Source organism: Comamonas fluminis (assembly GCF_019186805.1).
GTDB lineage: Bacteria > Pseudomonadota > Gammaproteobacteria > Burkholderiales > Burkholderiaceae_C > Comamonas > Comamonas fluminis.
The window spans coordinates 1,616,353-1,628,069 of sequence record NZ_CP066783.1; the positions used below are offsets into that span (position 1 = coordinate 1,616,353).

At 59.0% G+C, this 11,717-nt stretch carries 12 protein-coding genes; 7 read left to right on the top strand and 5 right to left on the bottom strand.

All coding sequences use genetic code 11. The features are described from left to right. Positions 1 to 229 precede the first annotated feature (229 nt). Positions 230 to 778, bottom strand: a complete 549-nt coding sequence (locus JDW18_RS07790; protein ID WP_218243088.1) for a phasin family protein — start codon at positions 776 to 778, stop codon at positions 230 to 232. Positions 779 to 1,096: 318 nt separating this feature from the next. On the opposite strand from JDW18_RS07790, the gene JDW18_RS07795 reads away from it, so the two are divergent. The 7 genes from JDW18_RS07795 to JDW18_RS07825 all read left to right on the top strand — a co-directional run bounded on the left by JDW18_RS07795 (position 1,097) and on the right by JDW18_RS07825 (position 9,196). Continuing rightward, a complete protein-coding gene (locus JDW18_RS07795; RefSeq protein WP_218243089.1) occupies positions 1,097 to 1,555 on the top strand; it encodes an acyl-CoA thioesterase in 459 nt (152 codons plus the stop codon). A gap of 225 nt (positions 1,556 to 1,780) precedes the next feature. Next, complete coding sequence (gene pncB / locus JDW18_RS07800; protein ID WP_218243090.1) at positions 1,781 to 3,016, top strand: nicotinate phosphoribosyltransferase; 1,236 nt, start codon at positions 1,781 to 1,783, stop codon at positions 3,014 to 3,016. Positions 3,017 to 3,104: 88 nt separating this feature from the next. Continuing rightward, positions 3,105 to 4,526 carry a sodium:proton antiporter gene (locus JDW18_RS07805; protein ID WP_218243807.1) on the top strand — a complete coding sequence of 474 codons (1,422 nt, stop codon included), beginning with the start codon at positions 3,105 to 3,107 and terminating at the stop codon, positions 4,524 to 4,526. Between the two features lie 35 nt (positions 4,527 to 4,561). After that, complete coding sequence (locus JDW18_RS07810; protein ID WP_218243091.1) at positions 4,562 to 5,539, top strand: 2-hydroxyacid dehydrogenase; 978 nt, start codon at positions 4,562 to 4,564, stop codon at positions 5,537 to 5,539. Positions 5,540 to 5,689: 150 nt separating this feature from the next. After that, the gene (locus JDW18_RS07815) at positions 5,690 to 6,097 is read left to right on the top strand and encodes a tautomerase family protein (protein ID WP_218243092.1); all 408 of its coding nucleotides are present in this window, start codon (positions 5,690 to 5,692) and stop codon (positions 6,095 to 6,097) included. A 277-nt stretch (positions 6,098 to 6,374) separates the two neighbouring features. Next, positions 6,375 to 8,021, top strand: a complete 1,647-nt coding sequence (locus JDW18_RS07820; RefSeq protein WP_218243093.1) for a DNA recombination protein RmuC — start codon at positions 6,375 to 6,377, stop codon at positions 8,019 to 8,021. Next, a complete protein-coding gene (locus JDW18_RS07825) occupies positions 8,018 to 9,196 on the top strand; it encodes an MFS transporter (RefSeq protein WP_218243094.1) in 1,179 nt (392 codons plus the stop codon). Before JDW18_RS07820 ends, JDW18_RS07825 begins: the two co-directional genes overlap by 4 nt. 143 nt (positions 9,197 to 9,339) lie before the next feature. Here the strand turns inward: JDW18_RS07825 and JDW18_RS07830 are convergent, their stop codons facing one another. The 4 genes from JDW18_RS07830 to JDW18_RS07845 all read right to left on the bottom strand — a co-directional run bounded on the left by JDW18_RS07830 (position 9,340) and on the right by JDW18_RS07845 (position 11,703). Next, positions 9,340 to 9,765: a DUF4124 domain-containing protein gene (locus JDW18_RS07830; protein WP_218243095.1), complete on the bottom strand. Its 426-nt coding sequence runs from the start codon at positions 9,763 to 9,765 to the stop codon at positions 9,340 to 9,342. A 65-nt stretch (positions 9,766 to 9,830) separates the two neighbouring features. Continuing rightward, positions 9,831 to 10,988, bottom strand: coding sequence for a lipopolysaccharide assembly protein LapB (gene lapB / locus JDW18_RS07835; RefSeq protein WP_218243096.1), 1,158 nt, complete (start codon positions 10,986 to 10,988; stop codon positions 9,831 to 9,833). After that, complete coding sequence (locus JDW18_RS07840; protein WP_218243097.1) at positions 10,978 to 11,316, bottom strand: LapA family protein; 339 nt, start codon at positions 11,314 to 11,316, stop codon at positions 10,978 to 10,980. Before JDW18_RS07840 ends, lapB begins: the two co-directional genes overlap by 11 nt. 84 nt (positions 11,317 to 11,400) lie before the next feature. Further along, entirely contained in the window at positions 11,401 to 11,703 is a 303-nt protein-coding gene (locus JDW18_RS07845; protein ID WP_218243098.1) for an integration host factor subunit beta, read from the bottom strand. Positions 11,704 to 11,717: the final 14 nt, after the last annotated feature.

Here is an 11,717-nt window from a genome sequence, read left to right on the forward strand (position 1 = left end):
CTGATATATGACGTTGACGTAAACGTCAATTATGCACAGAGACGCTGAAATTGCTTCATGGAAAAAGACGAAAAAAAGCCCGGTCTAAAAAGGCCGGGCTTGAAGGGATCCATGAAACGGGGGTTTCAGGAGGATCCAAGGAGACAACTTGCGCGAGGTCATCAACCTCGCATGTTGGCAATTATAGGGTAAACCCTAGAGCTTTGCCAAGCATGCTGAAAATCAGAATTTAGCGCTTGGCGCCAGAAGCAGTCTTCACGGCTTCAGCTGCAGTCTTGGTGGCAGCGGTGAAGTTGGCTTCAGCGGTGTCAGAAGCTTGCTTCACAGCCTTTTGCACAGACTCAAAAGCGCTGTTAGCGGCAGAGACGGCGTTCTTCATCAGAGCGACAGCAGACTCGGAACCAGCGGGAGCGTTCTTGGCAGAGGCTTCCAGCAGAGAGTTGAAGTTCTTGCGAACTTCGGAAGACTGGGCTTCCAGAGCCTTGTTGAATTCGGCAGAGGTGCTGCTGGCGATGTCATACAGGTGACGGCTGTAGGAAGCAGTCTTCTCGGCCAGAGGCTGGAACAGGCCAGCTTGCAGAGTCAGCAGCTCTTGTGCGTCCTTGACGCTCAGAACGGCTTGAGTGTGCTGGGCAGCTTCGCTCAGGGCGGCGCGGGAAGCAGTCACGTTCAGTTCCACCAGCTTTTCAACGCCTTCGAAGGCTTTGCTGGTCAGGCCGAACAGAGTTTCGATGTTGGCTTTGTGGGCGCTCAGGATTTGGTCAGGGGTCAGGCTCATTTCAACACTCCAAAATTACGGATCTAACAAAGGGATCGGACCGGAGAAGCATCTGCGCTGACATGTTCATTCCTGAAGAACGACTGTATGTTGCAGTGCAGCATGGAATGAATTGTGAAAGAGTTTCTTCGGCTTTGCAAGCATTAAATTGTTGCAGTGCAACACAAAAGATCTGTGACTGTGGGTTTTAGGTAAGTATTTGATTTTTAGCAAGTTTGTTATGTCGGATAACCGACTTTATTTGCTGCGCACAGCCTGCCTGACGGCGCATGTCGCCTGCGTGCGGGCCTGGGCGCAGGCTGACTGCAAAATGGCCCCATGAACGCAAACACCACTACCAGACCCGCCAGAGCCGAGCCTCAGCTGCGCAGCAGCTACCCCGTATTCCGTGAGATCAGCACCCGCTGGTCGGACAACGATGTCTATGGGCATGTGAACAACGTCGTGTACTACAGCTGGTTTGATACGGCAGTGAACGCCTATCTGATTGAGCAGGGTGCGCTGGATATTCATGCGGGCAGCACCATTGGTCTGGTGATCGAGACCCAGTGCAATTACTTTGCGCCGCTGGCCTTTCCGCAGACGGTAGAGGCGGGTATCCGGGTGGCGCATATCGGCAGCTCCAGCGTGCGCTACGAGGTGGGGCTGTTTGCGAAAGGCGAGGCGAAATCCGCAGCGGCAGGGCATTTTGTGCATGTGTATGTAGACCGTGAATCCAGGCGGCCTGCCGCCCTGCCGCAAGCACTGCGAAACGCTTTGGGCAGTCTGCAAAACTGATTGCTTCTAAAAATATAGCGGAAAGCGATTGATATATAAGCGCTTGAGGTGTTTTTTATAGATTTCCCCTTGCCATCCTTTGCAGAGGCAGGGCAGTTGGATCACAAGGCTATTGCGCGGCCTTGAATCGCCTACACTCATAAGCCTTTCTTGAGGCGGGCTGGCAAGCATGCGGGTCGCCTTGTTCAATGACTGAACACGGACCGCCAAGGCCCACCGTCGTCCATGATCATCACCAGCCTGCTAGACACCGATCTGTATAAATTCACGATGATGCAGGTGGTGCTGCATCAGTTCCCGGGCGCACAGGTGGAGTACCGCTTCAAGTGCCGCAATCCGGGCGTTCAGCTGGCTCCTTACGTCAACGAAATTCGTGAAGAAATTCGCTCGCTGTGCAAGCTGCGCTTTCAGGATGCCGAGCTGGCCTACCTGAGTTCGCTGCGCTTCATCAAAAGCGATTTCGTGGATTTTCTGAGCCTGTTCCAGCTCAACGACAAATACATCACGGTCACGCCTTTGGCGAATGGCGAGATCGATATCACCATCAAAGGCCCGTGGCTGCACACGATTCTTTTCGAAATTCCGGTGCTGGCCATCGTCAACGAGGTGTATTTCCGCAATACCCAGCCCGTTCCCAACTTTCTTGAGGGCCGCAAGCGTCTGGACGAGAAGATTGCACTGCTGCAGGAGCCTGGGCTGGAGTCGCTCAAGATTGCCGATTACGGCACACGCAGGCGCTTTTCCAAGGCCTGGCATGAGGAAGTGCTGCGCGTGCTCTGCGCCAGGCTCGGCTATTCGGGCTCGCGTGCATCAGGCTCTGCCCAGGGCCAGCGCAAGGGACAACTGGCCGGCACCAGCAATGTGCTGTATGCGATGAAGCTGGGCCTGATTCCGCTGGGCACGCTGGCCCACGAATATCTGCAGGCCTGCCAGTCTCTGGGGCCACGTCTGCGCGACAGCCAGATCTTTGGATTCGAGACCTGGGCGCGTGAATATCGCGGGGACCTCGGAATTGCGCTGTCCGATGTCTACGGCATGTCGGCATTCCTGCGCGACTTCGATCTGTATTTCTGCAAGCTCTTTGACGGCGCGCGCCACGACAGCGGCGATCCGTTCGACTGGGGCGAGCGCCTGATTGCGCATTACAAGGCCAATAAGATCGACCCGCTGAGCAAGGTGCTGATCTTCAGCGACGGCCTGACTGTGCCCAAGACGATCGAGCTGTTCCAGCGCTTCAATGGCCGCTGCCAGCTGGCATTTGGTATTGGTACTAATCTGACCAACGATCTGGGCAGCCCACCCGATCATGTGCCGCTGCAGATCGTGATCAAGATGACGCGCTGCAACGGGCAGCCCGTGGCCAAGCTGTCGGACACACCGGGCAAGAGCATGTGTGATGACGAAAAATATCTGGCCTATCTGCGTCAGGTGTTTGGCATCGCTGCCCCGCAGCAGGCCTGAGTATGAGTTTTTGATGGTGCAGGCAGGGCTCTGCCCATCGTGGGTGAAGTAGAGGAAGGAGCCCTTTTTGAACAACAGCAAACACTGGATCAAGGCCGCTGGAGCCGCCGTACTGAGTCTGGCAGCCGCCAGCGTGCAGGCCGCAGAGATTGACGGGGGCACCATGTCCGTGGCCTGGGGCATTCCATTCGTGGGCATGCTGCTGTCGATTGCGCTCATGCCGCTGCTTGCGCCGCATTTCTGGCATCACCACTTTGGCAAGGTCACCGCAGGCTGGGCTCTGGCCTTCTTGCTGCCGTTTGCCCTGGTCTATGGAATGGGGGCGGCTGGCGTGAATCTGGTGCACGCCCTGCTGGCCGAATATCTGCCTTTTGTGATCTTGCTGACCGCGCTGTACACGGTGGCTGGCGGTATCTATGTGCGCGGCAACCTGAGTGGCTCACCGGCACTCAATACCGGCATTCTGGCCATTGGCGCCGTGCTGGCCAGCTTCATGGGCACCACCGGTGCGTCCATGCTGCTGATTCGCCCTTTGCTGCGTGCCAATGACAACCGGCGCCATCAGGCACATGTGGTGGTGTTCTTCATCTTCATCGTCTCCAATGCCGGTGGTGCATTGACGCCCTTGGGTGATCCCCCCCTGTTCCTGGGTTTCCTCAAAGGCATTGATTTCTTCTGGACGGTCAAGCATGTCTGGGGTCCCATGCTGTTTTTGACGGTGGCCTTGCTGGTGATTTTCTACATCATCGATGCACGCCTGATGGGCAGCAAAGGCGAGAGCGATTTGCCAGACCCCACGCCCAGTGTTGACGTGACAGGTGCACAAAGTCGGCTGGGGTTTGATGGCCGTGTGAACTTCGTGCTGCTGGGCGTGGTGGTTGCACTGGTGCTGATCAGCGGAATCTGGCGCACTCCTGCGGGACTGGACATTGCTGGAACCCATGTCGGGCTGCCGGGGCTGGTGCGGGATATTGGCCTGATTGTGGTGGCCTTGCTGTCGCTGAAACTGACACCGGCGCGCGTGCACCAGGCCAATGATTTTGGCTGGGGTCCCATGCAGGAAGTGGCCAAGCTGTTTGCAGGTATTTTCCTGACCATCATTCCGGTGATTGCCATGCTCAAGGCCGGTGTGGACGGCCCGTTTGGTGCCGTGGTGCGCGCTGTGACCCATAGCGATGGCACACCCAATCCGGCCATGTACTTCTGGGCCACAGGCGTGCTGTCTTCGTTCCTGGACAATGCCCCGACCTATCTGGTCTTCTTCAACACCGCGGGTGGTGATCCGGCCCATCTGATGACCGATATGGCGCTGACACTGGCAGCGATTTCCGCAGGTGCTGTTTTCATGGGTGCCAATACCTATATCGGCAACGCGCCCAACCTCATGGTCAAGGCCATTGCAGAAGATCGCGGCGTCAAGATGCCGGGCTTCTTTGGCTACATGGTCTGGTCCATCTGCATTCTGCTGCCGCTGCTGGCGGTGATTACATGGCTGTGGTTCATGCCCTGAGGCATTGAGAACACCCCATCAAGGAGACAACAAGCATGAATTCCAAGCCCCGTATCTTGATTGCCCGCGCCATTTCGCCCGAAGTGGTGCAGCGCCTGCAGCAGCACTTTGAAGTCCAGTCCAATCAGGACGATGTGGTCTGGTCTGCACAGGAACTTGCCCAGCAACTGCAGGGCAAGGACGGTGTGCTGACCACTGGCTCGCAATCCATCAACGCTGCGCTGCTGGCCGCCTGCCCGCAGCTGAAGATCGTTGCCAATATGGCGGTGGGCTACAACAACTTCGACGTGCCCGCGATGACGGCCGCTGGCGTGCAAGGTACGAACGCCCCCGATGTGCTGACAGAAACCACGGCAGACTTTGGCTTTGCACTGCTGATGGCCACCGCAAGGCGCATTTGCGAGAGCGAGCACTATCTGCGCGCAGGCCTGTGGAAAGACTGGCATTACGACCTGTTTGCGGGCGCCGAGGTGCACGGCACAACGCTGGGCATTCTGGGCATGGGCCGTATCGGCCAGGCCATTGCCCGCCGCGCTGCCCATGGCTTTGGCATGCAGGTCATCTATCACAACCGCTCTCGCCTTGATGCCGCGCTGGAAGCCGATTGCAAGGCTCGCTATGTCAGCAAGCCAGAACTGCTGGCGCAGGCCGATCATCTGATGCTGGTGCTGCCCTTTACGGCAGAGAACCGCCATGCCATTGGCGCCGCAGAGATTGCACAGATGAAGCCCACCGCCACGCTGATCAATATTGCACGCGGCGGTATTGTGGATGACGCGGCGCTGGCGCAGGCCCTGCGTGACAAGCGCATTGCCGCCGCGGGCCTTGATGTTTTCGAGGGTGAGCCTGCCGTGAACCCGGATCTGCTGACCGTGCCCAATGTGGTGCTGACGCCGCACATCGCCAGCGCGACCAAGGGTACGCGCTCTGCCATGGCGGGGCTTGCTGCTGACAACCTGATTTCCTTCTTTGCAGGCAAGGGGCCGCTGACGCCCGTGAACCAGTTGGCCTGATGCACTGCTGAAAGGCAGTGATTAGGCTCGCCCACGTCACATCTCTTTGAGGGTGGATGCGTGGTCTGAACGCTTTTTCGGCTTTGATAATTTCTGCCCCGCCTCGCACTTGTGCGCATGGCGGGCTTTTTTATTTCAAGCGAGACAGCCATGCCTTTTATCCGCACCAGCGTCCACAAGGACACCACGCCCGCCCAGCGCCAGGCCATCGTCAACGGCATTCATCAGGCCCTGATTGACGGCATTGGCATGCCAGCCGATGAACTGTTCAATATGGTCGATGACTACGACGAGCAGAAATTCTTCTTCAGCCGCACTTTCAATGGCTATCAGCGCTCTGACCGCGTGGTGGTGGTCGAGATCACCATGCGCCGTGGCCGCAGCGATGCGATGAAGCGTGCGCTGTATGCCAATATCGCCGCCAATCTGGAAAAAGACGCAGGCGTTGCGCCCGGCGATGTGTTCATCTTCACGCATGAAAACGACTACTCGGACTGGTCGGTGGGTGGCGGCAAGTTCGCCATGGCCATTGCACAGCAAGTCGGCCCCGACGCCTGAAACCCGCATGGCCCTGCTGCTGGTTCAAAGTCACCACAGAGGCAGCGGGCCAGCCCACTTTTGACATGATTGATTTCACTGCAGCTGCGCAGCACTGATAATTTGCCTGCACGCAAGTGTCTGCAAACTTCAGGACTGCGTGCAGCGCTGCCAGACACGCTTGCCATCAAGGTGTCGTGGTGCAGGTAAATTTAGTGATATATGGCTAAAGCGTAGATATATAAAGCGCTTTCAGCTATGAAATCAAGAGTGCGAAAGGCATTGCAAGACAGTGACGATGTGGTGGCTTGGTTTGGCGGCGGTGGCCGTATTGATCGTGGTCTTGCTTCTGGTGCTGCTGTGGTGGCTGCAGGGCTTGCGCAGGCAGACTGCGCTGGCGCTGGGGCCTGACGCCATGCGGCTGCAGGCACAGCTGTTGCAAGGCATGCAGGCGCTGGACTTGCGGCTGCAGCAGCTGGAGCGCAGTAGCCAGAGCACGCAGATGACGGTGGCCAAAAGCGATGGCGCGCTGGACCGCGTGACGCAGCATGTGCAGACGCAGCTGGCCCAGGCCCTGCAGGGTGCGCAGTTGGCGCGCAGCGAGCAGGTGGCGGCTTTGACGACCTTTCGTGAAGAGGTGGCCCAGCTTGTGCAGCGCCTGACGGCAGATAGCCAGCAAGCCCGCAGCGCACTGGCGCAAAGCAGTGCCGAGCAGGCCGCCCATGTGCAGCAGCGCTTTGAGGCGCTGGCCGAAACCACGCGGGGCACGCTGGATTCGCTCAAAGGCGATATCCAGCAGCAGCTCACGCACATGAGCACGCATATGGGCGCAGCGCTCAAGGATCAGCTCGGCAGCAATGGCGAGCAATTGCGCCACCAGTTTGCCGTGCTGCAGGATGCGGTGAGTCAGCAACTGGGAACCTTGGCACAGGGCCAGCAGACCACGGCTGAGCAGTTGCGCGGCACGCTCAACGAGCGGCTGGCCACTATTCAGAATGACAACGCCGTCAAGCTTGATGAGATGCGGCGCACCGTTGACGAAAAGCTGCACGCCACACTGGAGAAGCGCCTGGGCGAGTCCTTCAAGCTGGTCAGCGACCGGCTGGAACAGGTGCACAAGGGGCTGGGCGAAATGCAGACGCTGGCAGGCAGCGTGGGTGATCTCAAGCGCGTGATGACCAATGTGAAGTCGCGCGGAACATGGGGCGAGCTGCAGCTGGGCTCCATCATCGATAACGTGCTGACGCCAGAGCAGTACGCCAAGAACGTCAAGACTGTGCCGGGCAGTGATGAGCTGGTGGAATTCGCCATTCGCATGCCGGGGCGCCAGGAGGAGCAGCCCGTGTGGCTGCCTATCGATGCCAAGTACCCGGTGGAGCACTACCAGCGTTTGCAGGACGCTCAGGACAGCGCAGATCGCGCGGCCATTGCCGCAGCAGGCAACGCTTTTGAATCTTCCATTCGGGCCGAAGCCAGGAAGATTGCGGGCAAGTACATTGCGCCGCCCTACACCACAGACTTTGCAGTGATGTATCTGCCCACGGAAGGCTTGTTTGCCGAAGTGCTGCGTCGCCCCGGTCTGGTGGAAGCCTTGCAAAACGAAAGCCGCATCGTTGTCACCGGCCCAGCCAATCTGGCGGCCATGCTCAACAGTCTGCAGATGGGCTTCAAGACGCTGGCGATTGAAAAACGCTCATCCGAAGTCTGGGGTGTGCTGGGCCAGGTCAAGACCGAGTTTGGCAAGTTTGGCGAGGTGGTGGAGGCCACGCGCAAATCCATTGATGCAGCGGCGCGCAAGTTCGATCAGGTGGGGGTGCGCACCCGCGCCATCCAGCGGCATTTGCGCAATGTGCAGGAATTGCCTGCCAATGCAGAGGTGGAGCAGCCTTTGTTTCCCGCAACGCCGTTGAGCAGCGACCAGATCAGTGCTGAGGATGAGGAATGAATGCAGCGCTGCTGCGTTTAATTCTGGCGCAAATCTGCATTCACGGCTGCATGACTGGCATGCGGATGGCTACACCGCTGCTGGCCCTCAAGGAAGGCTATAGCGCTGCAGCCGTGGGCATGCTGCTGGCGCTGTTTGCTTTAACCCAGGTGTTTCTTGCGCTGCCAGCCGGGCGCTATGCCGATCGTCATGGCCTCAGGCGGCCTTTGATGCTGAGTGTGATGGCGGCCAGTTTGGGCGCAGGCGTGGCTGTGCTGCTGCCGGTTTTTCCGGTGCTTTGCCTGAGTGCCTTGCTCACCGGTGGCGCAGCAGGCACAGCTTTGATTGCCCTGCAGCGCCATGTAGGCCGCATGGCGCATAACAAGGATGAGCTGCGCAAGGTTTTCAGCTGGCTGGCCATTGGGCCCGCGATTTCCAATTTTCTGGGGCCTTTTGCAGCGGGCTTGCTGATTGACTACGCAGGGGGCGAGGCGGCCAGTGAAACCGGGTTCAGAGCCGCGTTTTTGCTGCTGGCACTGACTCCGCTGGCCGCGTGGTTCTGGGCCCGCACGGTGCAGGAGCTGCCGCCGGCTCTGGCCTCGTCCAGCAGCAGAAATGCAACAGCATGGGATCTGGTGCAGAACCGGGGTTTTCGGCGTTTGCTGCTGCTGAACTGGGCCTTGTCTTCGTGCTGGGATGTGCACACTTTTGTGGTGCCCATTCTGGGGCATGAGCGCGGTCTGCCAGCCTCGGTCATTGGCACGATTCTGGGGGCGTTTGCCATTGCTGCAGCCGTCATCCGCATGCTGATGCCCCTGCTGACCCGGCATATGGAAGAGTGGCAGGTGGTACTGGGGGCCATGGTGTGCGCCTGTGTGCTTTTCATGGCCTATCCCTTCATGCCCGGTGCCTGGAGTATGGGCGCCTGCTCGGTGATGCTGGGCATTGTCCTGGGTTCAGTGCAGCCCATGGTGATGAGCATGATTCACCAAATCACCCCCGCAGAGCGCCATGGCGAGGCACTGGGCCTGCGCCTGATGGCCATTAACGGCTCCAGCGTGCTGATGCCGATTCTGTTTGGGTCGCTGGGCACCGTTGTGGGGGTGTCAGCGCTTTTCTGGGCGGTGGGGGTGATTGTCGGCAGCGCTACGCGCTTGCCCTGGCTAATTGGACATGAAGACATGCCCGCTGATTGAGCTCGTTCACTATTCAATACGCGTGGCCAGGAAACGGCTGATTTTGGGGATTCACGCAATTGACGCCATAGCAGGGCCAGTAAGAGGGAGGGGGCACGGGCTCCGGTATCAGCTCGGTCTGCGTGCCGCAGGCAGCATTGACCTCAGTGATGGCTGCATTCATGCGCGCGCGCCTTTTTTCGTCTGACAGAGTGTGAATATGGTTGATCCAGTCCATATCCTTGCGGGCTCGGTGGCAAGCGGGAGTGTTCGCTAGGTTGAGGGGCGTGTTTGCCGCCGTGGCTTGCTGGCTCTCTTTGAGTGCTGCGTCCTGCTCTTGCTGGCGCTGTCGTAGCTCGTTGCTTTCTTTTTCCAGCCTGGGCTTTATTGGCTTGGGCCGCTTGCTCGCGCTCACGCTGGATTTCAGCCGTGGTTTTCTTGCGCTCTACCAGCCCTTCAGTCTGGCCTTTGGGACAGGGAGCGTCTGAGTAGCTGGTCTTGCCTGAAGGGCCTTCGCAGCGATAGACCTGTGCCTGAGCCCCGCCACCAAGGCTTAGCAACACAAAGAAAAAAGCCAGTTTGCTGCGCATGAGGCCTCCAAATAAGGGTCATGCTAAACAGACTGGCTAAGCCGAGTATGTCAAACGGCTGAAGATTACAGCTCTTCGACTCTGCGAGCTGGATAGCTGTCCCAGCTCTGGCAGCCGGGGCAGTGCCAGAAATGGGTGCGCGCCTCAAAGCCACAGGCTGCGCAGCGGTAACGGGTCAATGGCTTGGTGGCGTGGTTGAGCGCTTTCTGAACAGCATCGTGGTATTGCTCTTCGGCCAGCGTTTCGCCTTCCAGCCATTGCGCTGCGGCCACCAGAGATGGCTCGTGCTGCAAGTGCTCAACCAGACGGGTTCGCCCCGGGGCTTGTGCGTCATTGCTCTTCTTGTCCAGAGCAACCAGCGCCTGAAGCAGATCCAGCGATGGCTGCTGTTCATAGTGCTTGACCAGCAGGTCATGCACGGGCTGGTATTGACCAGTAGCCTCAGCCACTTCGACCATTAGGCCGGCAGCCAGTGGCAGAGCGGTTGGGCTGTTTTGCGCAAGCGCCTGCAGACTTTCCCAGGCCTGGGCTGACTGACCCTGGCGATGCTGCAACTGTGCCAGCTCCAGCCGGGGGCGTGGCGCTTGCGGGGCTGTTTCCAGCGCTTGCTGCAATTGCGAGAAAGCTTTGTCCAGCTGGCCGCGTGCCACCTGAGTCTGTGCATCTTCGCAAAGGTAGTGGGCAAGGCGGATGCTGAAATCTCCCTGGTTGGCTGCCTGCATCTTGCGCACGATGGCGGCCGCTTGCGTCCAGTCGCGTGAGCGCTCATAAATCGCCAGCAGGGCCAGACGGGCATCGCCTTCATATTGCGTGCCTTCCAGGCGGTTCAGCGCCTCTTCTGCACGGTCAAGCAGGCCAGCCTTCAGAAAGTCCTGTGCCAGTGCATGCTGGGCGCGGTCTCGGTCCGGGCGGGAGAGGTCGGCGCGGCGGAGCAAATGCTCGTGCACGCGCACGGCGCGGTTGTATTCGCCGCGACGGCGAAACAGATTGCCTAGGGCAAAGTGCAGCTCGGTGGTGTCCGGGTCGTTCTGTACGGCTTCGATAAAGGCATCAATGGCCTTGTCCTGCTGCTCGTTGAGCAGAAAGTTCAGGCCTTTGAAATAGGCTTTGGGCGCCTGGCGGTTGTCTGCGCGCACTTGGCGCAGGTCCCAGCGGGAAGCGAGCCAGCCCAGTACAAAGGCGACGGGCAAGCCCAGCAAAATCCAAGTCAGATTAAATTCCATGCAAATCGCTCGGGGCAATGATCGAAGAAGAGGGCTGTGCAGCGGCGGTGTTCGGGCTGTCGGCGGCCGCATTGGGCTCTGGCTGGGCTGCCTGCTTGGCCGCTTGTGCCTCGCGTGCGGCGCTGCGGTGTTTGAGCCAGCGGGGCACCATGCCCAGCACGCCCACAAAAAGGCCCAGTGCAAAAGCGGCAAGCACAATCAGCACCAGCGGGGCCGTCCAGGCCGTGCCAAAGAAAAAGTGCACGGTGGCGTCTTGCTGGTTATTCAGTGCGAAGGCGAACAGAGTGAAAAAAATGGCTGCCTTGAGCAGCCACAGCAGGTATTTCATGCTTCCCCTTGTGTGACGGGAAGATTTTAGGCCAGCCCACGTGCCTGCTGACAAATAGGCGGGCAAGGTTCGGATAGTCTGCAGTTATGCAGAGGGCTCGGTGACCTGCAGATTGTCCACGGCTTCACGCAGCGCTTTGCCGGGCTTGAAATGCGGAACGCGCTTGGAGGGCACTTGAACAGACTCTCCGCTGCGGGGATTGCGACCGATACGAGGCGGGCGGTGGTTGATGGCAAAGCTGCCAAAACCACGAATCTCAATGCGGTGACCGCGTACCAGTGCATCGCTGACGGCGTCCAGAATGGTCTTGACGGCCTGCTCGGCATCGCGCTGGTTGAGTTGGCCAAATCGGGCGGCAAGTTCTTCGACAAGGTCGGATCGGGTCATCGGACTGCTGAAAC